The organism is Mesorhizobium sp. WSM4810, from assembly GCF_055811235.1.
Window position 1 is genome coordinate 101,315 of the sequence record NZ_JBVVQV010000010.1, and the last position, 26,376, is coordinate 127,690.

The following is a 26,376-nucleotide window of genomic DNA, read 5'->3' on the forward strand; positions in this document are numbered from 1 at the left end:
CTAGTTTTCTCCAAGCACCAGCAGCGCGTCGGCGATCCAGGCGCCTTTGCCTTGCGCGCAGACGATCAGCGGGTTGATGTCGAGCTCCTCGATCTCGCCGGCATTTTTCTGCACGAAGGCGGCGATGCCTGATATCGCCTCGATGGCCGCCGCGAGATCGGCCTTGGGCCGGCCGCGATAGCCTTCGAGCAGCGGGAACAATTTGAGCCGGCGCAATGCCGCCTCGATGTCGTCGCGGGTCGCCGGCAGCATCAGCGTGACGCTGTCGCGCAGCAGCTCGACCAGCACACCGCCGGTGCCCAGCGTCATCACCGCGCCGAACATCGGGTCACGGGTGAAGCCGACGAGCAGTTCGGCGACGCCGTCGCGCACCATGCGCTCGACATAGAGGCCGGTGCCGAGCGCATCGAGATCATGGGCGGCCGTGCTGACGGATTCGGCGTCCCTGAGGTTGAGCCGAACCGCGTCAAGCTCGGATTTGTGGGTGACGCCCAAAGCCTTCAGCGCAACCGGAAAACCGAGCGCCATCGATGAGATGACCGCCTCGACCGCATTGCCGGCGCGTTCACCCCTCGGCACGGGGAGCCCGGCCTCGATCAGCCGCGCTTTCGCCTCGGCCTCATCAGGCGTGACATGCTCGCCGGCCGGCGCCCCGGAAGCGGAGGTGTCGATCGGCTGCGCCTGCGGCTCGCGCCAGGCCCAGCCGATGAAGGCGGCCGCCTGGGCGGCGTCCATGGCTTCGGAAATGCCGAACAACGGCACCATGCCGCGTCCCATCAGCCCGGCGGTGTATTCCTCGGGCAGGTTCTCCGGCAGCGAGGAGACGATCGCGCCCTGCGCCTTGTTGGTCTTCAGCGCCGATTCGAAGGCGCGCAGCGTCGTCCACCAGTCGGTGTCGGAGCAGCGGTCGGGGCGCGGGAAATCGAGCACCAGCATGTTGAGGTCGAAGCCGCCCGACACCATGGCGGTGAAGGTGGCGGTCATCGCCGGCTCGTTGTTCCAGATGAAGGTGTGGTAGTCGAGCGGGTTGGCCACCGCAACCAGCGGCCCGAGCGTCGATTTGACGTGGGCGCGGTGGGTGTCGGTCAGCGCCGGGAAATTCACCCAGCGGCCTTCGGCGCTGTCGGCCATGACAGACGCCTCGCCGCCCGAACAGCTCATCGACGACAGCCGGTAGCCGGGCAGGGGACCGGTGACGTGCAGCAGCTTCAGCGCCTCGATGAAGGCCGGGATGGAATCGACGCGGGCGATGCCGAGCCGCTTCAGGAAGGCGCCCGAGGCAGCGTCCGAGCCGGCCAGCGACGCGGTATGCGACACCGTTGCTAGCCGCGCCTGCTCGGAGCGGCCAACCTTCATGGCGATGATCGGTTTCTTCAGCTCTCGCGCCCGCGCGGCCAGCCTTTCGAAGCCGGCTACCGAATCGAACGCCTCGATATGCAGGCCGAGCGAAGTGACCCGATCGTCCTCGATCAGGCCGAGCGCCATTTCCGAAAGGCCAGTCTGTGCCTGGTTGCCGGCGGTCATCAGAAAGGCGATCGGCAGGCCGCGCTTCTGCATCGTCATGTTGATGGCGATGTTCGACGACTGGGTGATGATGGCGACCCCGCGGCCACCCTCTGCCAGCCTGATGCCGCCATGCTGGTCGGGCCATAAAAGCGCGCCGTCGGCATAATTGATCAGGCCGTAGCAGTTCGGCCCGATGATCGGCATCTGGCCCGCCGCAGCGACCAGTTCCGCCTGCAATCGCTCGCCATGCTCGTCATAAGCCTCGGTCTCGAGAAAGCCGGCGGCAAAGCAGACGGCGCCGCCGGCACCGCGCTCGGCCAGCGCCTTGACCACCTCGATGGTCAAATGCCGGTTGACGCCAACAAAGGCGGCGTCCGGGGCGCCGGGTAGATCAGCCACCGAACGGTAGGACTTGCGGCCGGCGACTTCGTCCTTGGTCGGGTGCACCGGCCAGATCTCGCCGGCAAAGCCCATCTTGATCGACTGCGCGACGACGGCGGCGGCCTGTGCGCCACCGAACACGGCGATCGTTCGCGGGCGCAAGAGGCGCTCAAGTTTGTGCATTTATCAGCCCCCGAACGGGCGCAGCAGCGCCCGTGAAATGATGTGGCGCTGGATTTCCGACGTGCCTTCCCAGATGCGCTCGACGCGGGCGTCGCGCCAGATGCGTTCCAGCGGCAGATCGTCCATCAGCCCCATGCCGCCATGGATCTGGATCGCCTCGTCGGCGACGAAGGCAAGCATTTCGGTGGCCTTCAGCTTGGCCATGGCCATGTCCTGATCGGTGACGGTGCCCTGATCGTACTTCCAGCCGGCTTCGAACACCATCAGGTCGGCCGCTTTCAGTTCTGTCGCCATATCGGCAAGCTTGAATGAAACGCCTTGGAACTTGCCGATCTGCTGGCCGAACTGCTGGCGCTGCGCGGCGTATTCGATCGCATGGCCAAGCGCCCGCTCGGCCCGGCCGAGACAGGTGGCGCCGACCTGCAGGCGGGTCGCGCCAAGCCACGAATTGGCGACGTCGAAACCCTTGTGGACCTCGCCCAGAACCTGGGCTCCGGGTAGCCGGCAATCGTCGAATTCGAGGATGGCGTTGGTGTAACCGCGGTGCGAGACGTTGCGGTAGCCGTCACGCACCGTAAAACCCTTGGTGCCCTTGTCGACGAAGAAGGCGGTGATCTTCTTGCGTTTTCCACGCGGCGTCTCCTCTTCGCCCGAAGCCATAAAGACGATGGCGAAATCGGCAAGATCGGCATGGCTGATGAAGTGTTTGGTGCCGTTCAGCACCCAGTCGTCGCCGTCCTGAACCGCGGTCGCCTTCATGCCGCGCAGATCGGAGCCGGCACCCGGCTCGGTCATCGCCAGGCAATCCCATTTCTCGCCGCGAATGCAGGGATAGAGATACTTTTCGCGCTGCTCCGGCGTGCCGGCCAAGAGGATGTTGGATGGCCGCGCCACGCAGGTCCAGTGCAGTGCGTAATTGGCGCGGCCGAGTTCCTTCTCGTAAAGCAGCCAGGTCACCGTATCGAGGCCGGCGCCACCGACCTCCGCAGGCATGTTGGCGGCATAGAGCCCGGCTTCGATCGCCTTGGCCTTGATCTCCTCGATCAGCTCGCGGCGCAGCACGCCGGTGCGCTCGACCTCGCGCTCATGCGGGTAAAGCTCGTTCTCGACGAAGGCGCGCGTCGTCTCGACGATCAGTTTCTGTTCCTCGGAGAGGCCAAAATCCATGGTCTCAGCCTTTCTTCTTTTTCTTCGGCTTTTCGGCCTTGGCCTTCTCGGCCGCCTTGGAGGCGGTGGGCTTCTTCGCCGCAAGCTTGGCGAGCTGCTTGGTATAGTCCTTGTGCAAAGCGCCGGCGCCCCAGCCCCTGCCTTTGTTCTGCTTCGAGAGCGCATCCATGATGGCGACCAGATTGTCGTCGCGGATCTTTTCGAGCTCGCGGATCGACAGGCCATCCGCCTGATCGTCCGACTGCGTGGCGATCAGGTCGACCAGTTCGTCGTTGAACTCCGGCACATCCATCAGCTTGGTCCACGGCCATTTCAGGCACGGCCCGAACTGCGCCATGAAATGGCGCATGCCGGCCTCGCCGCCGGCGACGCGGTAGACCTGGAACATGCCCATCTGCGCCCAGCGCAGGCCGAAGCCATAGCGCATGATGTCGTCGAGTTCCTCGACCGTGCAGATGCCGTCCTTGATCAGCCACAGCGCCTCGCGCCATGCCGCCTCCAGCAGGCGGTCGCCGACGAACGCCTCGATCTCCTTGCGGATCACCACCGGTTTCATGCCGATCGAGGCGTACATCTCCTTGGCGACCTCGATCGCCTCGGGAAAGGTCTGCTCGCCGCCGACGATCTCGACCAGCGGAAGCAAATAGACCGGGTTGAATGGATGGCCGACGACCAGCCGTTCCGGATGCTTCTTCATCGCCACCTGCATGTCGGTCGGCTTGATGCCGGAGGTCGAGGAGCCGACGATGGCATTGGCCGGCGCATAGAGGTCGATCTCGGCCAGCACGCGGTGTTTCAGGTCGAGCCGTTCCGGCACGCTTTCCTGGATGAAATCGGCATCGGCGACGGCGTCGGCAATGGTCTTGGCAAAGGTCAATTTGCCTTCTTTTGGCAGGCCGTCGGGCAGCATCTGCTTGTAGGCGCGGCGCGCGCCTTTCATCACTTCGCCGACCTTGCGCGCGGCTTCGGGGTCGGGATCGAAAATCGACACGTCGATGCCGTTCAAGAGCAGTCGCGCCACCCAGCCGGCGCCGATGACGCCGCCGCCGATTACAGCTGCCTTGGTGATGATGCTCATGCGGAGGCTCCGGTTCTTGTCCTGGCTTTTTCCAGGTCGATGAGAGGCACGCGCTCGCCGGCGCGGATCACGGTGGGGTCATAGGCCCTGCGCGCAAACACCTCGAGCACGAAGGGCCGGAAGAAGTCGATCGGCAACGTCTCGTAGTCGGGGTCGAAGCTCGACTGGTCCCAGCGCTCACAGAACTGGTCGCAATCGTCGAAATAAAGGTGGCCGGCGAAACGGTCGCGCGCACGCGGATTGCCGCCGAGATGGTGGGCGTAATAGAGGCGCTGGAAGTCGCCGTGCTTTTCCACAACCCAGGTGCACTGCTCGCGCACGAAAGGTTTTAGGACCGAAGCTGCATATTCGTCGTGATTGTACGGTGCGTAGACGTCGCCGATGTCGTGCAGCAGGGCGCAGACGATCCAGTCGGTGTCGGCGCCGTCGCGCCATGCGCGCGTCGCCGCCTGCAGCGAATGGCCGAGCCGGGTGATCTTGTAGCCGGACAGGCCTTCGTCGAGTTGGACAAGCGCGTCAAGCAGCCGTTCGCCGGTCTTCGCCGCATAGTCGATCTCGTGCTCGGTGAGGAACGCGTAATCGTCGCGGTCGCCATCCTTCATTGCGGTGAATTTCACGGTCTTCATCGGCGGCTCCTCCCTACCGATTGCTTGTTCAAAGCGGTGCGCGCTTCGTCAAATTGAGCTTCTTGCGCACTTCATCGGGGCCGATGACCCTTGCGCCCATGTTCGACACGATGCTGACCGCCCGCTCGACCAGCTGCGCATTGGTTGCCAGCACGCCCTTGTCGAGCCAGAGATTGTCCTCGAGCCCGACGCGGACATTGCCGCCGGCCAGCACCGCGGCGGCGGCATAGGCCATCTGGTTGCGGCCGATGGAGAACGCCGACCAGGTCCAACCTGACGGCACATTGTTGACCATCGCCATAAAAGTGTTGAGATCGTCCGGCGCGCCCCATGGCACGCCCATGCACAATTGCACGAGAGCATCCGGGTCCAGCACCTTTTCCTCTACCAGTTGCTTGGCAAACCACAGATGGCCGGTGTCGAAGGCCTCGATCTCCGGCTTGACGCCAAGCGCCGTCATCATGCCGCCCATGGCGCGCAGCATGCCTGGCGTGTTGGTCATGACATAGTCGGCCTCGGCGAAATTCATGGTGCCGCAGTCGAGCGTGCATATCTCCGGCAGGCACTGGCGCACATGTTCCACGCGGTTGGTGGCGCCGCCCATATCGGTGGCTTTCTCGTTCAGCGGCAGCGGGTTTTCCGGCGAGCCGAACACCATGTCGCCGCCCATGCCGGCGGTCAGGTTCAGCACCACGTCGACGTCTGCCGCACGGATGCGCTCGGTCACTTCGCGATAAAGCTGCACGTCGCGGCGCGGCCTGCCGGTTTCGGGGTCGCGCACATGGCAGTGGACGATCGCCGCACCCGCCTTTGCCGCGTCGATGGCCGAATCGGCGATCTGCTTGGGCGAGCGCGGCACATGCGGGCTGCGGTCTTGCGAGCTGCCGGACCCGGTTATGGCACAGGTAATGAAGACCTCACGGTTCATCGCAAGCGGCATCGACTTTTCTCCCAATCAGCACAGATGGCCCCGATCAAACATGGACCCAATCGAACAGATGGCAACAATGCCTGACTTGCCGGAAACTGTTTTCCATTTTACGAAGTGCGTATGATGAAAAACGAAAAGTCGTCGATCTTTCGCGCCGAACGGTTGCCGCTCAGGGTGACGCTGCTGGTGTTTTCCGGGTCGTCGATCATGTGCGTGGCCTCGGCCGTCGATCCGCTGCGCGCCGCCAACCGTATTGCCGGCGAGACGCTGTTCGATTTTAGGCTGGTTTCGGTGACCGGCGAAGCGCCGGTCACCACATGCGGCCTGCCGGTTGCGGTCAGCGGCCGCTTCGATGCGGCGGATACGACGGATGTGCTTGTCGTCGTCGCCGGTTTCGGCACGCAGAACTATGCCACGTCGGCCCTGCTTGCCGGCCTGCGCCGAGCGGGGCGCGCCGCACGCGCCTGCGGCGGCGTCGAAGCCGGTACCTGGCTGGTCGCCCGCGCCGGTCTGCTGGAAGGGCGCAGCGCCACCACCCATTGGGAGGACATGGAGGATTTCTCCTCGGCCTTTCCCGAGGTCGACGTTCGCCCCGACCGCTATGTCATCGACGGGCCGGTCTTCACCTCCGGTGGCGCTTCGCCGACCTTCGACCTGATGCTGCATCTGATCCGCACGCGGCTCGGCATGGCGGTCGCGCTCGATGTGGCAAGCGTCTTCATCTACGACCAGGCACGCGCCGCGACCGACGCGCAGCCTTTGGTCTCGCTCGGCCGCCTCGACGGCTACGATCCGCGGCTTGCGCAAGCCATCCGGCTGATGGAAACCCACGTCGACCAGCCCTTGACCATCGCCGCGGTGGCAAAGCGTGCCGGGGTGACGGCACGTACGCTGGAAAGCATCTTTCGCAAGTCGATCGGCGAGACGCCGGGCGCCTATTATCTCAGGCTGCGGCTGGGTGCAGCGCGCCGGCTGGTGGTCAACACGCGCGTGGCCATGACCGATATTGCCGGGCGAACGGGGTTCTCGTCCGCCGCGGCATTTTCCAGGGCGTTCTCAAGAGCTTTCGGCGAAGCGCCGGTCAGGCTGCGCAGGAGATAGTCGGGATCAGGCAGCGTCCTGGCGGTCGCTTTTGCCGTCGATCTGCGAGCGCATCTGTCTCGCAAGGTGGGTCTCGAAGCGGCTGGCGACCGCGCGGTCCCATTCGTTTGCACCGCGCGCGCCATCCTTCGGATGCGGCAGCGCCATCAGCCGGTCGATGATCGATCCCTCGCCAGATGAGAGCAGGGCGTCGATTTCGCGTTCGTGCTGCATATCGGTTCGCCTCCTTCTTTCTGTTCCCGCCACGAACCACATATACAAGATTCGTGACGGCTGTTTGAAGGCAAGAGCGAGGCGATTGAGGGGCGGTGCGAGGCAAAACCTTGTCGTCGGTTCCGCCCTCGCGCAAAGCTGTTCCGGGCCGGCGGGTCGGTCAACAGACCCGCCGGTGCGGCACCTCAGACGTATCGGTTGACGATATTCTCGAGCAGTTCCTGGCGGCCGGATTTCGGCTGCGGCTCGATCTTCTTCTTGACGACGCGCTCGGTGATCTCCTCCAGCGTCCGCTTGCCGGCAAGCATCGCCTTGGCCTCGGCCGAGTTCCAGCCGGCATAGCGCTCGGCCAACGGTCCCGACAGCGCCTTGTCCCCGACCATGCGAGCGGCGGCCTTGAGGCCGCGTGCACAGCAATCCATGCCGCCGATATGGCCAATCAGCAGATCCTGCGGATCGAGCGACTGTCGCCGAAGCTTGGCGTCGAAATTGGTGCCGCCGGTCTTGAAGCCACCGGCCTGCAGGACCTGATAATAGGCCAATGCCATCTCCGGCACGTTGTTGGGGAACTGGTCGGTGTCCCAGCCCGACTGGTAGTCGTTGCGGTTCATGTCGATCGAGCCGAAGATGCCGAGCGCATTGGCCAGCGCCAGTTCATGCTCGAAGGAATGGCCGGCCAGGATCGCATGGCCCTGCTCGATGTTGAGTTTGACCTCCTTCTCCAGCCCGAAGCGCTTCAGGAAGCCGTAGACCGTGGCGACGTCATAGTCGTACTGGTGCTTTGTCGGCTCCTGCGGCTTCGGCTCGATCAGGATGGTGCCCTTGAAGCCGATCCGGTGCTTGTAGTCGACGACCAGGTTGAGGAAGCGGCCGGTCTGTTCCTGTTCGCGGGCAAGGTCGGTGTTGAGCAGCGTCTCATAGCCCTCGCGGCCGCCCCACAGAACATAATTCTCGCCCTTCAGCCGCTTGGTGACGTCGATGCAGTGTTTGACCGTCGCTGCCGCATAGGCAAAGACGTCCGGGTCGGGATTGGTGGCGGCTCCCGCCATGAAGCGGCGATTGGAGAACAGGTTGGCCGTGCCCCAAAGCAGCTTGACCCCGGTCTTCTTCATCTTCGCCGCAAAATAGTCTGATATCTCGTCGAGCCGCGCGGCACTTTCAGAAAAATCTTTTCCCTCCGGCCGCACATCGGCATCGTGGAAGCAGAAATAGGGAACACCCAGCAGCGAAAACATGTCGAAGGCGACATCGGCCTTGAGCTTGGCCAGTTCCATCGTGTCGGTGCCACCGGCCTCGGCGAACCACGGCCGCTCGAAGGTCTGGCCGCCGAACGGATCGCCGCCTGGCCAGGCGAAGGAATGCCAGTAGGCGACGGCAAAGCGCAAATGGTCTTCCAGCCGCTTGCCGGCGACAACCTCATCGGGATTGTAGAACCGGTAGGCCAGCGGATTGGTCGAATCCGGCCCCTCGTATTTGATCTTCTGGATGTCGCCGAAAAAGCCGCTGGTCATGTCTGTCTGTCCTCTCGCAGGGTTCGGTCCTGATTACCTCAGGCGTAATTGGTTTCGCGCTGGCGCTGGATGAAAAGGGTCATGTCAAAGCCAATCAACCACGGAGACAGACCATGACCGACCTCAACACGATCGCCGAAAACTACATCGCCGCCTGGAACGAGAGCGATGCCGCGCGCCGGCAAGCCTTGCTCAAGGCGGCCTTCACCGATGACGTCAGCTACCGCGATCCGATCATGCAGGGAGACGGCCACAATGGCCTCGCCGCACTGATCGATGGTGTCCAAAAACGATTTGCCGGCTTCCGGTTCTCGCTGAAGGGCAAGCCGGACGGGTTTGGCGACACGATCCGCTTCTCGTGGAATCTCGGGCCGGAAGGCACCGATTCCGTCATCGAAGGCACCGACATCGGCGTCATCGAGAATGGCCGCCTGAAAAGCGTCACCGGCTTTCTCGACAAGGTCCCGGCACAGTGAGGTGATCTCGGGCCGCGGCGTGGGTGGGAAACCACTCACGCCGTGGCCGCCTTGATAGCCGGGTAAAGCAAGCGGTAGCGCTGATAGGCATCCGCATAGGCGTTGCTTAGCGCGGCGACCGGCTCGATTGTGGCATCGGTGGCCGGCGCCGTGCACACTCTGAGCGGTTCGGCGCCCGTCGCCGCGATCAGGCCAAGCCTCGCTGCACCGAAGGCGGCGCCGAAATCGCCGTCGGCGGGAATGTCGACGGGCAGGCCGAGCGCGGTGGCGATTGCCTTTAGCCAGTAGTGCGAGCGCGAGCCGCCGCCGATCGCCGTCACCCGCGTCAGCGTCGTGCCGGCTTTGGCCAGGGCTTCGAGACTGTCGCGGAAGGCGAAAGCCACGCCCTCCAGCACGGCCTGGGTCAACACGGCGCGGCTCGATTCATGCGCAAGCCCGGTAAACGAGCCGCGAATGGCCGCATCATTGTGCGGGGTGCGCTCGCCCGAGAGATAGGGCAGGAAGGACACGCCGGTCGGCGCCTTCAGCGTATCGCCGAGCTCGGCGGTCAGCTCGCCGGCGCCTTTGCCTGAAATCTCGGACAGCCAGTTGAGCGAATCGGTTGCCGACAGGATGACGCCCATCTGGTGCCAGGTGTCGGGCAACGCGTGGCAGAATGTGTGCACCGCGCTTTCCGGGTTGGGCAGATAGGACGCATTGGCGGCAAACAGCACGCCTGACGTGCCAAGCGAGACAAAGGCCTGGCCGGCGGCGACCGTGCCCATGCCGCAAGCCGACGCCGCATTGTCGCCGGCGCCACCAGCGATCGGGATGCCCGCCTGCATCCCCCATTTCGAGGCCAGTTCGCTGCGCAACGCGCCAGCCTTCTCAGTGCCTTCGACCAGTGACGGCATCTGCTTCTCGTCGAGCGACGTGGCGGAAAGCAGGTCGGATGACCAGCCTCGCTTGCCGACATCGAGCCAGGACGTGCCGGCCGAGTCCGACATCTCCGAAATATGCTCGCCGGTGAGCCAGAGCCGCAGAAAATCCTTTGGCAGCAAGACCTTTGCCAGTTTGGCGAAAATATCCGGCTCATTGTTTCTCACCCAGACCAGCTTTGGCGCGGTGAAACCGGGAAACACGATGTTGCCGGTCAGCTTGCGAAAGCGCGGGTCGGCGTCGAGCTTGGCGGCCTCGGCATGGCTGCGCGTGTCGTTCCACAGGATGCAGGGGCGCAGCACCTGGTCGCCGGCATCGAGCAATGTAGCGCCATGCATCTGGCCGGAGAGGCCGATTCCTTTGACGGCGGCGAGCTGTTCTGGATGAGAAACCTTGAGCTCGGCGATCGCTCCCTCGCAGGCGCGGATCCACTCGGCGGGGTTCTGCTCCGACCAGCCGGGGTGCGGCCGAGACACGTCGAGTGACGCGTGGCCGGAGCCGATGATGCTCTGCCCGGCATCGATCAACAGCGCCTTGACGCCCGACGTGCCCAGATCGAGGCCGAGATACATGGTGTCCTCCCATTGTCATTAATTTTTTCGGATCTCGAAAAAATCTGACTTGGCAGTTTTTAAGACAAGATCCGCCTCCGGTCAATTCTCCGACAAATCGGCAGCTCGCCGCGAAAGCAGCGCCGACAGCGGGCTGTCGGGCCGCGCCAGCGCGCGTTCCGCGGCAAGTGCCCTTGCCAATGCACGGTCGCCCGACCGCAGCGCTGCCTCGATCAGCGTCAGGTCGACGACGTCGCGTTGTGCATGACTGCCGCCGAAGCGGTGGGCGATCGCCCGGATGGGCCGGATCAGGCGGACCGTCTCGGCATAATTGCCTTCGCCGAACGCCTTGATGGCGAGCCTCACGGGATGGCCGACATCCCGGGTAAAGGCGGCGTTGTCGTCGTTGGCGTGCATGGCCTCGTGCTGCGCCTCGAGCAAGGTGCGAGCCGGCGTCTCTTGGCCGGCGCCGACGAGGGCCATCATTGCGTGGGCATCGTTGAAGGCATAGTTGCCGGCGCTCGCCTTCGCCCAGTTGGCGGCGAGCGCCGCCCAGCGGCCGCCGACATCGACGCCGCCGAGATGCAGCCGCCACAGGATCGCCGAAGCATCGACCATGTTGAGCGCCAGCGTCGAGCGTTCGCCGTAGATTGGGCCGTCATAGAGCGCCAACGCCTCGTCGGTTTCGCCGAGATCGTAGTGGAACAGCGCCAGATGCCACCAATTATGCACTTTCAGGAAGCTTTCACGCGTCCACGCGTCGGGGTTGGCGCGCATCCAAGCGATGCCGTCCCTTTGCCGGCTCTGCATTTCCATGACATGGGCGACGGCGTGCTGCGCCCAGCCGTCGCGCGGCTCGATGTCGACTGCCATGCGGCCAAGCTTTTCGGCGCGCGCATAGTCGCCCATTTCCTCCAGCCCGAAGGCCTGCATGCCGAGTACGGCGTGGTAGCCCGGCATGCCGCTCTGCCACGACGGCAGCGCGCGGCCGATGCGGTCGCGCAGCATGCGGGCATTGCCGGTGAAGAAATCGATCTGGTGCCCGGTCTGCAGCGCCAGCGCATCGAGCGGAAACTCGATGGCGATATTCTCGAGCAGACGAGCGGCTTCATGCCAGCGTCCTGCGGCAAGATGGCCAAGTGCTGCGACATGCGCCTGCTCGCGCGGCGTGGCTGCAAGCGGCAGTGCCGTCTCGTGGCATGTTTTGGCCACGGCTGCCGCCTCGCGCTCGGTGGCGAGGCCGAAGAGATAGCCCTTGAACACATGCGCCATGACAAAGCCGGGATCCTCGGCGATGGCGCGATCGACCGAGCCGACCGGGTCGCCGATGAAGCATTGCAGTTCGCGCACGGCCTGGCTGTAGGACGAGAACCCGGCCTCCGTCGCGCCCGAAAACGTCAGCCCGAATGCGTCCCTGACTGCCACGTCATGTCCTCAATTGCCCGAGCGCATCGCCACTGTGGCGATGCCGGCGCCGACCAGCAGCGTGCCGCCGGTGCGGTTGAAGATGCGGATCGCCTTCGGGTTGCGAACGACGTTGCGTGCCCTTGCGGCGATCAGCGCGTAACCGAAGGCATTGGCGAAGGCGAGCGCCAGGAAAGTCGTCTCGAAGATCACCATCTGCGTCCAGAAATCGGCATGCCGGTCGAGGAACTGCGGCAGGAAGGCGACGAAGAAGGTGATGCTTTTCGGATTGAGCGCGGTGACCAGCCAGGCATGCGCCATCATCTTGGCCGAGGACACCGCGTCCAGGCGCGGCTCGGCCTTGAGCGTGCCGCCGGCGCGAAACAGCTTTATGCCGAGATAGATCAGATAGCCGGCGCCGATCACCTTCAGCACCGTGAACACGGTGCCCGACGCCGCCAGCAGCGCGCCAATGCCCAGCATCGACAGCGTCATCGCCGTAAAATCGCCAAATGCCACGCCAACCGCCATCGGCAGCGCGGTGCGCCAGCCCTGGCCGAGCGCATAGGATACGACCAGAAGGATGGTCGGGCCGGGAATGACAAGAAGGATCGTCGAGGCGGCGGCAAAGGCGGCCCAGTTTTCGAAGGACATGTTCGTCTCCTTGAGCTCAAAGAAGAGGATAAATCCTTGGGCTCACAAAGATGTAAAGGGGCAAAAATCGAAAATGCCCCTGGTTAACATCAGGCGACGGTTCTTCACGCTTTTTCAACCATGATTGGTGAAAATGCACTCTATCCGGCCGGACCGTGTTTCCCGCCGACAGCGTAGGGTTTGGGTAGATGCGCGAGTTGCCGCAAGGTCTGAGGCCGCCGCACAATGGCGACGAAATCGAAATTTCCGAAATCCAGCTTTCCCGCCGCGCAGTGTTGTCCGGCGCCGGTGCGCTGGGGCTGCTCGGCGTCGCCGGCTGCAGCCAGACGCTCGACCTGTCGGCGCTGCAACTCGACGGCGTCACCACCGGCGCGATCACCCCTGTCCGCCCGAGCATCAGCGTCGACAAGAACATCACCAGCCCTGGTGTGATGTATGCCTCCGTCACCGACGGCGGCTTCACGCTGCCGGAAGTGCCCTACCTCAAGGTCAAGCCGGAGTTCCGCCGCCAGATCGTCGTCGACCCGACTGGCGAGCAGCCCGGCACCATCGTCGTCCATTCGCAGGAGCGGCTGCTCTACTTGGTGCAGCCCGGCGGTGACGCTATCCGTTACGGCGTCGGTATCGGCAAGGAAGGCTTTCGCTGGTCCGGCCGCGCCAACATCCAGTACGGCAAGGAATGGCCGACCTGGAGGCCGCCGGCCGAGATGATCGCCCGCAAGCCGGAACTGGTGAAATGGCAGGCCGGGCAGCCCGGCGGCCTCGACAACCCGCTCGGCGCGCGTGCGCTGTACATCTACCAGAACGGCCAGGACACCGGCTACCGCATCCACGGTTCGCCCGAATGGTGGAGCATCGGCCAGGCGATGTCGTCGGGCTGCGTTCGCCTGATCAACCAGGACATCATCGACCTCTACAGCCGCGTCTCCAGGAAGAACCCGGTCGTCGTCGTCTGACCCTCCCGGTCATCGTCTGAACTCGAGGCGGCTGACGCGGCCGCTCGACTCTCCCGTTGCGCGATCTCGCAAGACAGGCGAATGTGCCCTGCAAAGTCACTGCTCGGGAGACGTGAAGCATGTCCGGAACTTTTGTCATCGCGCAAGGCGGCGGCCCGACCGCCGTCATCAACCAGACGGTGGTGGGCGCCACACTCGAGATTCGCAGGCGGCATCCCGGCGCCAAGGTGTTGGGCTCCATCCATGGCGTGCGCGGCATCCGCGACGGCAACTATGTCGATCTTTCGGCTATCCCTGAGGACCGGTTGCGGTTGATTGCGGCGACGCCGAGCGCCGCGCTTGGCTCGACGCGCGACAAGCCGGACGAGGCCTATTGCGAGATCATCCTCAACGGCCTGAAGAAGGCTGCCGCCGATGCCTTCATCTATATCGGCGGCAACGACACGTCCGGTACGCAGCAGATCCTGACCGACGCCGCCGGCGGCAAGATGGCTTTCGTCCATGCGCCGAAAACCATCGACAATGATCTCGAGGAGAACGACCACACGCCCGGCTTCATTTCGGCAGCCGAGTTCGTCGCCGGCGCCTTTCTCTCGGTCGACCTCGATTTCCGTGCTCTGCCGGGCATCTATGTCGGCATCGTCATGGGCCGGCACGCCGGTTTCCTCACCGCCGCCGCCGCCGCATGGCAGCTAGATCCCGACAGTGGCCCGCATCTCGTTTATGTGCCGGAGCGTCCGTTCTCGGCTGCAGCCTTCATCGACGACGTGCGCGCCACGCTCGATCGCCACAAGCGCTGCATCGTCGCAGTCTCCGAAGGCGTCAGCACCGCCGACGGCAAGGCGCTGGTCGAAAGTCTTGTGCCGCCGGACAAACTGGAGCGCGATGCGCATGGCAACGTCAAGCTGTCGGGCAGCGACCTGCCGGCCGCCCTCGAGCGCGCGCTGGCCGAAGGATTGCCGGGCAAGCGGGCGCGCGTTGATGCGCTCGGCTACATGCCGCGCGGCTATGTCGGCGCCATCAACCCCGTCGATGCGCAGGAAGCCTTCGATGCCGGCGTCTTTGCGGTCGCTGTCGCCGAACAGGGCGGAGGCTCGGTGGCGCTGCAATATGACGGCGAGAAAACCGTGCTGAACAAGGTGCCGCTGAAAAACGTTGCCGGCAAGACCCGTCACATGCCCGACGATTTCATGCTGCCGGATGCCAACCAACTCTCCGACGCAGGAATGGCCTATCTGAAGCGGCTGGTTCCCGAAAAGTACAAGGTTGGAAAACCGTTCGTCTGATGCCGGCTCGCTTCTGATGCCGGAAATCTCGTGATGCCGGATATCTCCTGAATGCTTGACTGGTTCAGCAAGACCGTCATCGACGCCGATACGACGATGCTGACCGAGCCGTTCGTGCATGATTTCGTGCGCGCCAACATCTGGCATCTGCGCGGCCGCGACGTCGACCTGCTTGTCGACACCGGCATGGGGATTTGCCCGCTGGCGCCGGAGATCGACACGCCTGATGGCAAGCCGCTGCTCGTCGTCGCCACCCACATCCATCTCGACCATGTCGGCTCGCTGCACGAATTCCCGCTGCGGGCGGGGCCGAGGATGAGTGCCGCGCAATTCGACAGCATGGACGACGCCGTCACCTACGTCCACATGTTTCATGATCTCGACGGCGCCGTCTCGAAGCTGCCGGCGCCGGGCTGGAAAGCGGCCGACTACAGAATCCCGCCGGCGCCGCTGACGCGGACGCTTGACGAGGGCGATCTGGTCGACCTTGGCGACCGGCAATTCCGCGTGCTGCATCTGCCCGGCCATTCGCCCGATTCGATCGCGCTGTTCGATGAGGCCGACGGCCTGTTCTTCGCCGGCGACGCCATCTACGACGCCTTGCTGATCGACGACCTGCCGGATTCCGACCGATCAGCCTATCGCCGAACCATGCAGCGGCTGCTCGATCTGCCTGTCAGCATCGGCCATGGCGGCCATGGGGCAAGCTTCGATGCCAAACGGATGCGCGAGATCGCCACCGGTTATCTCAGGCGAACAGACGGCGCATAAGCCAAGAATCTGGTTGCCCGCCAGAGTATCTTTGACAACATTGGTGAAGGCCGACAGGCGGCCTGATGCAAACGGATTGTCTCGATGGTCACCCGCGGCTTCTCTTCAGGACGAAAGCCCCCGAGGGATGCGGATGCGCGTATCCCGCCGGGGCAGTATCTCGAGCAAGGGTTTCCGGTGCTGTCGGCCGGGCCGACGCCGCGTGTGCGTACCGAGGACTGGTCGTTCACGCTCAAGCACGGACCGCGGCCGATCAAGACGTGGAACTGGACAGAGTTCAACGCGCTGCCTTTGACCAAGATGACGCGCGACATCCATTGTGTCACCGCGTGGACCAAGTTCGACACGGCGTGGCAGGGTGTGCTGGTCGACGATATTCTGGCGGATGCCGGCATCAAGCCACCGACGGCCTTCACGCTGGCGCTGTCCTTCGACGGCTATACCACCAACGTGCCGACGCAGGATCTCATTGCCGGCAAAGCGATGGTGGCGCTGCTCTACGAAGGCAAGCCGATCACGCCGGACCATGGCGGCCCGGCGCGGCTTCTGGTTCCGCATCTCTATTTCTGGAAGTCGGCCAAATGGCTGAACGGGCTGCAGTTCACCGAGCGCGACGAGCCCGGCTTCTGGGAGCTGCGCGGCTATCACATCTATGGCGACCCGTGGCGTGAGCAGCGCTATACGGGCGATCCATGAGCGATGGGCCGGCGGCGCAGTCGCCCTGGCAGACGGTGACCATCGCCCGCATCGAAAAGCGCACGCCGCGCGTCACCAGCTTTTTCCTCCAGCCGTCGCGGACCTTCGCCTATCGTGCCGGGCAGCATGTCGATGTCAGGCTGACGGCGCCGGACGGCTATCAGGCGCGCCGCTCCTACTCCATCGCCTCGGCGCCGGAAGCCGGCGAGACGATCGAACTGGCAATTGAAAGGCTCGATGACGGCGAGGTCTCCCCCTTCTTCCACGATATCGCGGCGGTTGGCGATGAGGTCGAGTTGCGCGGACCGCTCGGCGGCCACTTCGTCTGGTCCGACAGCGACGGCGGCCCGCTTCTGCTGGTCGGCGGCGGGTCCGGCGTGGTGCCGCTGATGGCGATGATCCGCCATCGCGCCGCGCGCAGATCGGCGGTGCCCGTGGCACTGGTATTTTCCGCACGGGTCTGGGACGAGGTGATCTTTCGCGACGAGTTGATCGACCTCCACGATCGCCGGGGCGGCTTCGATCTGGTGTTGGCGCTGACCCGCGAGCCGGCCCGGCGCCCGGCGGACTATTCACGGCGGATCGACGTTGCGATGATAGAGCAATCGATGGTGCGGCTGCCCGCACCGCCAAGGTTCGCCTTTGTCTGCGGCTCGAATGCCTTCGTGTCGACTGCCGCCCAGGCGCTGATCGATGCCGGCGTTCCGGCAAGCCTCATCCGCACCGAGCGCTACGGAGTTTAAGCTCCCCGGTCAGGCGTCGATCTCGAGCGCCGTCAGCGGCTTCGAACAGCAGGCCAGGATGAAGCCGTCGTCGATCTCGTGATCGAGGATGCCGCCATTGTGGCTCATCTCGACTGTGCCCGAGACCTTTTTCACCTTGCAGGTTCCGCACAGGCCGAACTCGCAGGCTGCGGGAATTCGTACGCCCGAAGCGCGCGCCGTCTGCAGCACGGTCTGGCCGGCAACGCATTCGGCATCGATATCCGAAAGCGAAAAGCGGATCGGCGTTGCGGCCTCGGCAGGTACCTCGACCCCGCGCTCTGCCGGCCCACCCTTTGCCGGCCCACCCTCTGCCGGCGAACCGAACGGGGCCGGTATTTCCTCCACCGCCGGGGCCGCAAAGCTCTCCTGATGGTAGTTGGCCATGTCGAAGCCGGCCGCCTCCAGCATCTGCCGCACGGCGCGCATGAACGGGTCGGGGCCGCAGCAGAAAATTTCGCGCTCGCGAAAATCGGGGGCCAGCAGCGGCAGCCGTATCGCGTCGATCCGGCCCATATGGCCGAACCAGCCCTCGCGGCTGGACCGCTCCTCGATCATGAAGCCGAGCGTCAGGCCCGGCATGCGGCTGCCGAGCAGCTCGAGCTCCTTGCGGAAGATGATCTCCTCGGGCTTTCGCGCGCAGTTGACGAAGCCGACATCTGTCCATGGCGCGCAGTCGTTCAGCCAGCGCAGCATCGACATCATCGGCGTCACGCCGGAGCCGGCCGAAATGAACAGATACTTGGCCGCTGGATGGCTGTGCAGCGAAAAGTCGCCCGCCGGCCCATAGGCCTTCACGTGAACGCCGGGTGTCAGATTGTCGAACATCCAGCGGGTGCCGAGGCTGCCGGCCTGCGCTTTCACCGTCACCGCGATCGAGAACGGCCGCGACGGCGAGGACGACAGCGTATAGGTCCGCATCATCGGGCCCTCGGTGGTCGGCAGTTCCAGCGTCACGAACTGTCCCGGTCTGTAGCGGAACCAGGTCTGGTTGTCAGAGCGGAAGGTGAAGGTCTTCACGTCAGGCGCCTCGTCGCTGACGCCGATGACTTCCAGCACCTGGAGCCTGTCGTTCCAGGGCGCCATCTCGTCGAGATGGCGGTAGAGGCCAAGGTCCGACATCGCATTCATCCCCTTGACCTCGTTCAGGCGACGCTGCGCAGCGCCGGCCGCCCGGCTTCGGCAAGGCGCGGCCCGATGAAGGAGGCGTACCATTCGACGAACTGGATGACGCCGCCCTCATGCAGTTCCGAATAGGGGCCGGGCTCATAGGCCGGCGACAGGACGCCGAAGGCGTTTTCCTCGACAATGCGACGGTCCTGGTCGTTGGTCTCGGTCCAGACATGGGTAAGCTCGGCGAGGTCGTAGTCGACGCCTTCGACCGCGTCCTTATGGACAAGCCATTTGGTGGTGACGGCCGTTTCCGTGGCGCTGATCGGCAGCACGCGGAAGGTGACGGCATGATCGCCGAGGATGTGGTTCCAACTCGTCGGATAGTGATAGAGCAGCAGCGAGCCGATACGGTCGGTGGAAACGCTGTCGGAAAGGCCCCTCTTCACCGCGCGTCTGCCCGTCATTGTATAGCTGACGGCGTCGCGCAGCAGCGGCGCGCGGGTGGCGCGATACTGCCCGGCAGGATCGATGCGGAACTTGCTCGGCAAGCCCGCCGCCTCGCATTTCGCCCAGTGCGCGAGCATCTCCGGATCGCTGTCGGCGCCCTGCACGCCGGTGACGGTCGGCGCTTCCGGGAATGTCTTGCAGAGTTCCGGATGGTTGCCGGCGCAATGGTAGCACTCGCGGTTGTTCTCCCAGACGAGTTTCCAGTTGCCCTTCTCGACGATGGTCGATTCGAAGGCGATTTTTGCCTCGCGCAGCCGGTGCGGCAGGAGGTAAGGCTCGATCATGGCGCGCATCGGCGCGAAGTCGGCCGGCTCGTTGGCCAGGCAGATAAAGATGTAGCCGCCAACGCTTTCGCAAGCCACCGGCTTCAGGCTGAACTGGCTCTTGTCGAAGCCGTCTGCCATCTGGCGAGCAAACAACAGCCGGCCGTCCAGTTCGTAGGTCCACTGGTGATAGGGGCAGACGAGCTTCGCCGCAGTGCCCTTGTCGGCATTGCAGACACGGCTGCCGCGATGGCGGCAGGAATTGTGGAAGGCATTGATCTTGCCTTGCTGGTCGCGGACCAGCACGACCGGATAGTCGCCGATCTGGGCGGTGATGTAGCTGCCAGGTTTCGGCAACTCGCAATCGTGGCCGATGAACAGCCAGTCGCGATACCAGATCAGCTCCATGTCGAGCTTGAAGAAATCTGGATCGGTGTAGAAGGGCTGCTCGAGCGAATAGCCTTGCCTACGGCCGTGCAAGAGCCTCAGCATGTCGTTGCGCGCGTCCATGTCCTGTCCTCGTGTAAGGACTGAACTGGTGGTGATGGAGGGAGGACCGCTTGCACGCCGGCGACAGGGCCGGAGATGCATCATCCACCTCTTGACCGCCCACCGCGATCAGTCGAGTCTAAAAATCTCGGGCTGGTTTCCGGGCTCTGGAGTGTCCTTGCGGACTCATCGCGACACCTTCCCAGGCTTGTGGCCCAGTGGTCTCCCGTTGCGACTTGAACTCCACCACCGTTGCGGGGGCAGCGCCGGGTTCTGACCGGCTTCCCAATTCTCCGCTTCGTCGTCACCAAGCGGCACCTGAGATGGCGTGATCTAATCATGCCGGCCGGCTGACTGTCGGCATGAAAGCGACATCGTATCCATGCGGCGCGACACGGCGGGCGAAACCAGCAGGTTTATATCTGCAGGGCTGAAACACCACTTTTTCGGCGGCCACTGTCTTCTGCCGTGACATCGAATCCGACCCGCGGCGGAGATCAGGAAGGATAACAGTTTACAAAAGTGACTATTAGCCGCTTCTAAAATCGAACCGAACGGTTCGTTTCTGTTGACAATGCGTGCAGCACGCTGTGAACGCAAATTCGCCAATCCGTCAAATCATGAATGGCTAATTTTGAATAAGATATTGAAAACAAACCATAAAACCATGGTAGTAGATGCCTCTGGTACAATTTCAAGGTGTAGATTCTTGGTCCACATGGAACAACTTCGTGATTGGAATCCGCCGAATGGCCTTCCCACATCGGGGCTGTCCGAACGACGCGCATCCTCCCAAGACACGCCGCTAGCCGGACGGAAGACTAAGATACTGGAGTCCTAAAAATGAAAAAGATCGCTCTTGCTACCGTCGCCGTTCTGGCCATCACCGGCAGCGCCTTTGCCGGCAGCGACCATTATGGGTCCAACGCCGCCAACCAGCCGACTGCTGCGATCGACAGCTCGTATACGGCCTCTGTCCAGACGCCGGCTCACGCTGAAAAGCAGCCCGTTGGCCAGGGCGCCGACCGCAACCTTTTCGGCAACAATTAACAGCTGGTCCCAAACAGCAAAGTGGCGGTCCGCCGCTCGGGATCTGAGGAACTCAGGAGTACTTGAAATGAAGAAGCTCATTCTTGCCACCGCAGCCATTGTGGCGGTCTCCGGCGGCGCTTTTGCCGGCAGCGACAACTTTGGATCGAACGGTGCCAACCAACCGGCCGCCGCGGTCGACAGCAACTCGTACACGGCTTCGATTCGGAATTCGGCTTCGGCGCAGAATCCGGTTCCGGCTGACGAGAAACCCGTCAACGGCAGCGACCGTAACCTGTTCGGCAACAACTAACAGTTCGTTCCAACAGCGGCGGCGGCATTTGCCCGCCGCGCTGGTGGAACCAAGAAAATCCAGTAGTTTTGAAAATGAAGAAGATCGTTCTTACCGCTGCCGCGCTTTTGATTGCTGCCGGCAGCGCTTTTGCCGGTAGCGACAACTTTGGCGGAACCGACATCAACAAGCAGGCGACCATCAACGTCGACAACACGCAGACGTCTTCGGTACGCAATACCGGCTCGCCGGTCTACAAGCTGCTCAACTCGTCGGGCGACTTACAGAAGTCCGCCCCGCAGGGCAGCGACCGGAGCCTGTTCGGCCGCTAGCGCATCGGCCCGAAAATCGGTTCGATTTTCGGAAAGCACGATGCGCAGCGTTAAAGTGTTAGAGCGTACTTTTGTGCGTCCACTTGGACGCACGTCGCTCTAACAGCGACCGGAACGCACAAGAGCGGCGGGCTTTGCCCGCCGCTCTTGTTTTTGGGTCACCAAACTCCATCAGTTCGGCTGCCGCCTCTCAGGCTGCCTTTGCTTCCGCTTTGTGGAGCGTGAATGAATGTCCGTCGGCATCGAAAATATGCAGGTCGCCGGCATCGGCATTCAACCGCAGCGCAGCGCCGCGCTTGACCTCGACATTGCCTGGCAGCTTGGTCACCAGCGGCAGGTCGGCGCGGCCGATGTCGACATAGACGAGCTGGACCTCGCCGAGCTGCTCGACATAGTCCACTGTTCCCTCGAAAAGATAATCGGCGCCGGTGGCGATCGTCAGATCCTCCGGCCGCACGCCGAAGCTCACCGAAGCGCCCGTCGCCGAGGCCGGCGTGGCGATCGGCACCGTCGCCTTGCGGCCGCCGACATGGCTGACGATGGTCGGGTTGCCTGATTTGTCGATCGTCGCCGGCAGGATGTTCATGGCCGGCGAGCCGATGAACTGGGCGACGAACAGATTGCCGGGTCTCTTGTAGAGCTCCATCGGCGTGCCGACCTGCTCGATATGGCCCTCCTTGAGCACCACGATGCGGTCGGCCAGCGTCATCGCCTCGACCTGGTCGTGGGTGACGTAGATCATCGTTGTAGCAGGCATCGATTCCTTGAGCTTGGCGATCTCGATGCGGGTGGCGACGCGCAGGGCCGCGTCGAGGTTCGACAGCGGCTCGTCGAACAGGAAGACCTTGGGGTTGCGCACGATCGCGCGGCCGATGGCGACGCGCTGGCGCTGGCCGCCCGACATCGCCTTGGGCAGGCGGTCGAGATATTTGGTCAGCTGCAGGATTTCCGCCGCCTGGCGCACTCGCTTGTCGATCTCGGCCTTGCTCTCCTTGCCGATCTTCATCGAGAACGCCATGTTGTCGTAGACGGTCATGTGCGGATAGAGCGCATAGGACTGGAACACCATGGCGATGCCGCGCTTCGACGGCGGCACGTCGTTCACCACCTCGCCGGCGATCTTGAGCTCGCCGGAGGTGATTTCCTCAAGCCCGGCGATCGACCGCAGCAAGGTCGACTTGCCACAGCCCGAAGGGCCGACGAAGACGATGAACTCGCCCGACTTTATGTCGAGGTCGATGCCGTGGAGAATGTTGAGATTGCCGTATGATTTCTTCACTTGCCTTAGCGTGACATCGGCCATGGGTTCCCTCCAGTGAACTGCAAATTCAATCGATACGCCCGAACCAGGCGCCGTAGCCGCCGAGGCGGATAAAGCCGGCGTCAGTCTGTTCCGAAAACCCGTGGCCCGGCAAGGGCTGCAGCGAGCGTCCGCCGAGATTGACTTCGGCCGGTCGGCTGCCGAGATTGAAGGCGCAGACGATCTGCTCATTGCCCTCGCGGCGCGTGAAGGCGACCGTATCGCCCTGGCTTTCGATGAACTCGATGTCGCCCTTGGCCAGCGCCGGATGCAGACGGCGGAAAGCGAGAAAGCGCCGGTAGTGTTCGAGCAGCGAACTGTCGTCGCCCTGCTGCACATCGACCGCCTGCGAAAGGTGCTTGGCAGGCACGGGCAGCCAGGGCTTTGCCGTGGAGAAGCCGCCATTGCCGTCGGCGCCATTCCAGACCATCGGCGTGCGGCAGCCGTCGCGGCCCTTGAATTCCGGCCAGAACCGGATGCCGTAGGGGTCCTGCAGATCCTCGAATTGCAATTCCGCCTCGCCAAGACCGAGTTCCTCGCCCTGATAGATGCAGGCCGAGCCGCGCAGCGACATCAGCAGCGCCGAGATCACCTTGAGATAAGCGGTCTGGTCGGCCTCGCCGGCCGCCCAGCGCGAGGCAGTGCGCATCACGTCGTGGTTGGAGAAGGCCCAGCACGACCAGCCGTCGCTGGCGACCTCGCCAAAGGCTTCCAGCACCGAACGCACCTTTGCCGCGCTGATCTTTTCGGGCGCCAGGAAGTCGAACGAATAGCACATGTGCACGCGCTTGCTGCCGGCGGTATAGGCCGCCACCACCTCCAGTCCGCGCTGCGAATCGCCGACTTCGCCAACCGCCGCCGTCGCCGGAAATTCGTCGAGCAGGGCGCGGAAGCGTTCGAGGAAGCCGAGGTTTTCGGGGCGGCTCTTGTCGTAGAGATGGTCCTGGTAGTTGTAGGGGTTGACGGAAGGAGCGGTCTGGTCGTTGCGCTGTTCGGGCGGCAGCGGCGGATTGTCCTCGAGGCCCTGGCTGTGGAAGTAGAAATTGATGGTGTCGAGGCGGAAGCCGTCGACGCCGCGCTCCAGCCAGAAGCGGGTGACATCGAGCAGCGCGTCCTGGACTGCGCGGCTGTGGAAGTTGAGATCGGGCTGCTCGGCCAGGAAATTATGCAGGTAGTATTGTTGGCGGCTGGTGTCCCACTGCCAAGCCGAACCGCCGAAGATCGACAGCCAGTTGTTGGGTGGCGTGCCGTCGGGCCTGGCGTCGGCCCAGACATACCAGTCCGCCTTCGGGTTGGTGCGGCTCGAGCGGCTTTCCTTGAACCACGGATGGATGTCGGCCGTATGCGACAGCACCTCGTCGATCATCACCTTGAGCCCGAGCCTGTGCGCCTCGGCGGTCAGGGCGTCGAAATCGGCCAGCGTGCCGAACATCGGATCGACGTCGCAATAGTCGGACACGTCGTAGCCGAAATCCTTCATCGGCGACTTGAAGAACGGCGAGATCCAGATGGCATCGACGCCGAGCGCCGCGATATAGGGCAGCCTGCCGATGATGCCCCTGAGGTCGCCGATGCCGTCGCCGTTCGAGTCCTGATAGCTGCGCGGATAGATCTGGTAGATCACCGCACCTCGCCACCAGTCGCGGTCGACGGCGAAGTCGGGACTCAACGTCGCTTTCACAGCGGATTGCATGATCTCAGCCTCCCTTCACCGAGCCGGCGAGCAGCCCGCGGACGAAATAGCGCTGCAGCGAGAAGAACACGATCAGCGGCACGACAATGGTGATGAAGGCCGATGTCGTCAGGATCTCCCAGTCGCCGCCGCGCGAGCCGAGCAACGCGTTGAGCTTGGCGGTCAGCACGATCTGGTCGCCCTCGGTGCCGAGGAAAACCATCGCGACCAGCAGATCGTTCCACACCCACAGGAACTGGAAGATGGCGAAAGAGGCCAGCACCGGGAACGACAGCGGCAGCACGATCTTGACGAAGATCTCGAAATCGCTGGCGCCGTCGATGCGCGCCGATTCCATGATTTCTCGTGGCAGGCCGGCAATGTAGCTTCTCAAGAGATAGATGGCGAAGGGCAGGCCGAAGCCGGTATGCGCCAGCCAGATGCCGAGATAGGTTTTCGACGGCACGCCGAAGAAGCTGCCGACGCCGTTGTAAAGCTTCAGCAGCGGGATCAACGACATCTGCAGCGGCACGACCAGGAGCCCGATGATCACCGCTAGGAGCAACGCCCGGCCGGGAAAGCGCATCCAGGCCAGCGCATAGGCCGCGAACGCCGCGATCAGGATCGGGATGACGGTCGCCGGAATGGTGACGGTCAGCGAATTCATGAAGGAGCGGCCGATGCCTTCCGAAAACAGCACCGTATTGTAATTGTCGGTGGTGAATTTCGGCGGCGCCGACGAGGCGTAGTAGACGCGCTGGCCACGCTCGCCCTCGAACGGCTTGGTCGAGGTCATGACGAAACTGCCGTCGGGGTTGAGCTGCAACGTCTCGCCGTCACCGAGATCGGCTGTGGTGCCGGCGGGATATTGCGTCGGCGCCGACGACTTGACGCCAAAGGCGCTGATGTCGCGGGCCGGATCATCGCCGAAGATGTTGCCCTCGAGGACGAACTTGCCGTCCTTCTCGACTTGCGCCGAGGCGGGTGGCAGCCGCCCCGCTTCCGTCTGCGTGGAACTGGCGAACGAGTTCCACCAGCCCGAGGCGATGATCTGGTCCTTGTCGCGCAGCGACGAGACGAGAATGCCGAGCGTCGGGATCGTCCAGATCGCGACGAAGAGGAAGACCGCGATATGGACGCCGAAACGGCTGGCAAAGGACTTTCCGGTCGAGACGGCCATCTCAATGTCCTCCCGTCTCTTTGTTGGCCTGGCGGATGTTCCAGATCATGATCGGAATGACCGCGATCATGATGATGATGGCGATGGTGGCGCCACGGCCGAAATCGCCGCCGCCGCGGAACATCCAGTCGAACATCAGATTGGCCAGCACCTGGCTGTTCCATTGGCCGTTGGTCATCGTCAGCACGATGTCGAAAACCTTCAGCACCAAGATGGTGATGGTGGTCCAGACGACGGCGATCGTTCCCCAGATCTGCGGCACCATGATCTTCCAGAAGATCTGGAACGGATTGGCGCCGTCGATGACGGCCGCCTCCAGCGTCTCCTCGGGAATGCCCCGCAAGGCAGAGGACAGGATGACCATGGCAAAGCCGGTCTGGATCCAGATCAGGATGATCATCAGGAAGAAATTGTTCCAGAACGGCAGCGATATCCAGACCTGCGGCTGGCCGCCGAAATATTGGATGATGGCGTTGAGCAGGCCGATCTGCGTCTGGCCAGCACCACGATACTCGTAGATGAACTTCCAGATGACGCTGGCGCCGACGAACGAGATGGCCAGCGGCAGGAAGATGAGGCTCTTGGCGATGGTGCCCCACCAGATCTTGTCGGTGAGGACGGCGATGATCAGCCCGAGGAAGGTGCAGGCGGCAGGCACGACCGCCAGCCAGATGATGTTGTTGAGGATGGAGGTGCGGAATTCGCGGTCGCCGAAGGCCCATTCATAATTGGCGAAGCCGACGAAATTGGCGCCACCGCGATCGAGGAACGACAGCCTCAGCGTCTCCACGACCGGGTAGATCAGGTAGATGGTGAGGATGATCATGGCCGGGCCGACGAACAGCCACGGCCGGATCATCCCCTGCCGGCGCAGATTGTCGATCGCCGCCGCACCTGCAACGCCGCGCGACGGGAAGATGATGTCCACCAGCTTGTTGGCGCCCCAGAAATAGGCGACGCAGCCGCCGACGCCGACGACGATGACGAATATGGCCGAGAAAATCTGAGCCGCCACGGGTCCCTCCCTCT

Annotated in this window: 26 protein-coding genes and 1 riboswitch; of the genes, 10 read left to right on the plus strand and 16 right to left on the minus strand. The window is 63.5% G+C overall.

Annotated features, from left to right (window positions below):
• From AC0L3O_RS16710 to bcoG, 5 genes are read right to left on the minus strand one after another with little or no spacing between them, the layout of a single operon-like run.
• Positions 1 to 2,070, minus strand: a complete 2,070-nt coding sequence (locus AC0L3O_RS16710) for an acetate--CoA ligase family protein (RefSeq protein WP_023796873.1) — start codon at positions 2,068 to 2,070, stop codon at positions 1 to 3.
• 3 nt (positions 2,071 to 2,073) lie between these two features.
• Complete coding sequence (locus tag AC0L3O_RS16715) at positions 2,074 to 3,237, minus strand: acyl-CoA dehydrogenase family protein (protein WP_023796872.1); 1,164 nt, start codon at positions 3,235 to 3,237, stop codon at positions 2,074 to 2,076.
• A gap of 4 nt (positions 3,238 to 3,241) precedes the next feature.
• Entirely contained in the window at positions 3,242 to 4,315 is a 1,074-nt protein-coding gene (locus AC0L3O_RS16720; RefSeq protein WP_023796871.1) for a carnitine 3-dehydrogenase, read from the minus strand.
• Positions 4,312 to 4,941, minus strand: coding sequence for an HD domain-containing protein (locus AC0L3O_RS16725; protein ID WP_473616087.1), 630 nt, complete (start codon positions 4,939 to 4,941; stop codon positions 4,312 to 4,314). Before AC0L3O_RS16725 ends, AC0L3O_RS16720 begins: the two co-directional genes overlap by 4 nt.
• A gap of 28 nt (positions 4,942 to 4,969) precedes the next feature.
• The gene (gene bcoG / locus AC0L3O_RS16730) at positions 4,970 to 5,881 is read right to left on the minus strand and encodes a 3-dehydrocarnitine:acetyl-CoA trimethylamine transferase BcoG (RefSeq protein ID WP_023796869.1); all 912 of its coding nucleotides are present in this window, start codon (positions 5,879 to 5,881) and stop codon (positions 4,970 to 4,972) included.
• A gap of 111 nt (positions 5,882 to 5,992) precedes the next feature.
• Here bcoG and AC0L3O_RS16735 point away from each other — a divergent pair, with 111 nt between their 5' ends.
• Positions 5,993 to 6,973 carry a GlxA family transcriptional regulator gene (locus AC0L3O_RS16735; protein ID WP_473616088.1) on the plus strand — a complete coding sequence of 327 codons (981 nt, stop codon included), beginning with the start codon at positions 5,993 to 5,995 and terminating at the stop codon, positions 6,971 to 6,973.
• 6 nt (positions 6,974 to 6,979) lie between these two features.
• On the opposite strand, the gene AC0L3O_RS16740 is transcribed toward AC0L3O_RS16735, so the two are convergent.
• On the minus strand, positions 6,980 to 7,186 hold the full coding sequence (locus AC0L3O_RS16740; RefSeq protein ID WP_023796867.1) for a hypothetical protein: 207 nt from the start codon (positions 7,184 to 7,186) through the stop codon (positions 6,980 to 6,982).
• 185 nt (positions 7,187 to 7,371) lie between these two features.
• On the minus strand, positions 7,372 to 8,697 hold the full coding sequence (gene xylA / locus AC0L3O_RS16745) for a xylose isomerase (RefSeq protein ID WP_473616089.1): 1,326 nt from the start codon (positions 8,695 to 8,697) through the stop codon (positions 7,372 to 7,374).
• Positions 8,698 to 8,810: 113 nt separating this feature from the next.
• Between xylA and AC0L3O_RS16750 the strand changes: the two genes are divergently transcribed.
• Positions 8,811 to 9,173 (plus strand): nuclear transport factor 2 family protein, encoded by a 363-nt coding sequence (locus AC0L3O_RS16750; protein ID WP_023796865.1) that lies wholly within the window; start codon positions 8,811 to 8,813, stop codon positions 9,171 to 9,173.
• A 35-nt stretch (positions 9,174 to 9,208) separates the two neighbouring features.
• Here the strand turns inward: AC0L3O_RS16750 and xylB are convergent, their stop codons facing one another.
• The 3 genes from xylB to AC0L3O_RS16765 all read right to left on the minus strand — a co-directional run bounded on the left by xylB (position 9,209) and on the right by AC0L3O_RS16765 (position 12,700).
• The gene (xylB, locus tag AC0L3O_RS16755; protein WP_473616090.1) at positions 9,209 to 10,663 is read right to left on the minus strand and encodes a xylulokinase; all 1,455 of its coding nucleotides are present in this window, start codon (positions 10,661 to 10,663) and stop codon (positions 9,209 to 9,211) included.
• An 81-nt stretch (positions 10,664 to 10,744) separates the two neighbouring features.
• Positions 10,745 to 12,067 carry a tetratricopeptide repeat protein gene (locus AC0L3O_RS16760; protein ID WP_473616092.1) on the minus strand — a complete coding sequence of 441 codons (1,323 nt, stop codon included), beginning with the start codon at positions 12,065 to 12,067 and terminating at the stop codon, positions 10,745 to 10,747.
• A gap of 9 nt (positions 12,068 to 12,076) precedes the next feature.
• A complete protein-coding gene (locus tag AC0L3O_RS16765; protein ID WP_473616093.1) occupies positions 12,077 to 12,700 on the minus strand; it encodes a LysE family translocator in 624 nt (207 codons plus the stop codon).
• 188 nt (positions 12,701 to 12,888) lie between these two features.
• Between AC0L3O_RS16765 and AC0L3O_RS16770 the strand changes: the two genes are divergently transcribed.
• From AC0L3O_RS16770 to AC0L3O_RS16790, 5 genes are all read left to right on the plus strand, one after another.
• Positions 12,889 to 13,656 carry a L,D-transpeptidase gene (locus AC0L3O_RS16770; protein ID WP_473616094.1) on the plus strand — a complete coding sequence of 256 codons (768 nt, stop codon included), beginning with the start codon at positions 12,889 to 12,891 and terminating at the stop codon, positions 13,654 to 13,656.
• 119 nt (positions 13,657 to 13,775) lie between these two features.
• Positions 13,776 to 14,942, plus strand: coding sequence for a diphosphate--fructose-6-phosphate 1-phosphotransferase (locus AC0L3O_RS16775; RefSeq protein ID WP_473616096.1), 1,167 nt, complete (start codon positions 13,776 to 13,778; stop codon positions 14,940 to 14,942).
• 51 nt (positions 14,943 to 14,993) lie between these two features.
• The gene (locus tag AC0L3O_RS16780; RefSeq protein ID WP_473616097.1) at positions 14,994 to 15,713 is read left to right on the plus strand and encodes an MBL fold metallo-hydrolase; all 720 of its coding nucleotides are present in this window, start codon (positions 14,994 to 14,996) and stop codon (positions 15,711 to 15,713) included.
• A gap of 84 nt (positions 15,714 to 15,797) precedes the next feature.
• Complete coding sequence (locus AC0L3O_RS16785; RefSeq protein ID WP_027151994.1) at positions 15,798 to 16,409, plus strand: sulfite oxidase-like oxidoreductase; 612 nt, start codon at positions 15,798 to 15,800, stop codon at positions 16,407 to 16,409.
• A complete protein-coding gene (locus AC0L3O_RS16790) occupies positions 16,406 to 17,152 on the plus strand; it encodes an FAD-binding oxidoreductase (RefSeq protein ID WP_473616098.1) in 747 nt (248 codons plus the stop codon). The genes AC0L3O_RS16785 and AC0L3O_RS16790 overlap by 4 nt, the downstream gene beginning before the upstream one ends.
• A 9-nt stretch (positions 17,153 to 17,161) precedes the next feature.
• Here the strand turns inward: AC0L3O_RS16790 and AC0L3O_RS16795 are convergent, their stop codons facing one another.
• Positions 17,162 to 18,292: an FAD-binding oxidoreductase gene (locus tag AC0L3O_RS16795; RefSeq protein WP_473616099.1), complete on the minus strand. Its 1,131-nt coding sequence runs from the start codon at positions 18,290 to 18,292 to the stop codon at positions 17,162 to 17,164.
• Between the two features lie 23 nt (positions 18,293 to 18,315).
• Positions 18,316 to 19,563 carry an aromatic ring-hydroxylating oxygenase subunit alpha gene (locus AC0L3O_RS16800; protein WP_287254665.1) on the minus strand — a complete coding sequence of 416 codons (1,248 nt, stop codon included), beginning with the start codon at positions 19,561 to 19,563 and terminating at the stop codon, positions 18,316 to 18,318.
• A gap of 113 nt (positions 19,564 to 19,676) precedes the next feature.
• A riboswitch (cobalamin riboswitch) is annotated at positions 19,677 to 19,879 on the minus strand.
• Positions 19,880 to 20,385: 506 nt separating this feature from the next.
• Here AC0L3O_RS16800 and AC0L3O_RS16805 point away from each other — a divergent pair.
• The 3 genes from AC0L3O_RS16805 to AC0L3O_RS16815 all read left to right on the plus strand — a co-directional run bounded on the left by AC0L3O_RS16805 (position 20,386) and on the right by AC0L3O_RS16815 (position 21,195).
• Positions 20,386 to 20,592: a DUF680 domain-containing protein gene (locus tag AC0L3O_RS16805; RefSeq protein ID WP_287051538.1), complete on the plus strand. Its 207-nt coding sequence runs from the start codon at positions 20,386 to 20,388 to the stop codon at positions 20,590 to 20,592.
• A 67-nt stretch (positions 20,593 to 20,659) separates the two neighbouring features.
• Complete coding sequence (locus tag AC0L3O_RS16810; RefSeq protein ID WP_287051539.1) at positions 20,660 to 20,884, plus strand: DUF680 domain-containing protein; 225 nt, start codon at positions 20,660 to 20,662, stop codon at positions 20,882 to 20,884.
• 74 nt (positions 20,885 to 20,958) lie between these two features.
• Positions 20,959 to 21,195, plus strand: coding sequence for a DUF680 domain-containing protein (locus AC0L3O_RS16815; protein WP_287063948.1), 237 nt, complete (start codon positions 20,959 to 20,961; stop codon positions 21,193 to 21,195).
• A gap of 190 nt (positions 21,196 to 21,385) precedes the next feature.
• On the opposite strand, the gene AC0L3O_RS16820 is transcribed toward AC0L3O_RS16815, so the two are convergent.
• From AC0L3O_RS16820 to AC0L3O_RS16835, 4 genes are read right to left on the minus strand one after another with little or no spacing between them, the layout of a single operon-like run.
• Positions 21,386 to 22,498, minus strand: a complete 1,113-nt coding sequence (locus AC0L3O_RS16820; protein WP_027151436.1) for an ABC transporter ATP-binding protein — start codon at positions 22,496 to 22,498, stop codon at positions 21,386 to 21,388.
• Positions 22,499 to 22,523: 25 nt separating this feature from the next.
• The gene (gene bglA / locus AC0L3O_RS16825; protein WP_473616100.1) at positions 22,524 to 24,188 is read right to left on the minus strand and encodes a beta-galactosidase BglA; all 1,665 of its coding nucleotides are present in this window, start codon (positions 24,186 to 24,188) and stop codon (positions 22,524 to 22,526) included.
• Positions 24,189 to 24,192: 4 nt separating this feature from the next.
• On the minus strand, positions 24,193 to 25,347 hold the full coding sequence (locus AC0L3O_RS16830; RefSeq protein WP_473616102.1) for a carbohydrate ABC transporter permease: 1,155 nt from the start codon (positions 25,345 to 25,347) through the stop codon (positions 24,193 to 24,195).
• 1 nt (position 25,348) lies between these two features.
• Positions 25,349 to 26,362, minus strand: coding sequence for a carbohydrate ABC transporter permease (locus AC0L3O_RS16835; RefSeq protein WP_023796848.1), 1,014 nt, complete (start codon positions 26,360 to 26,362; stop codon positions 25,349 to 25,351).
• Between the last annotated feature and the right edge of the window lie 14 nt (positions 26,363 to 26,376).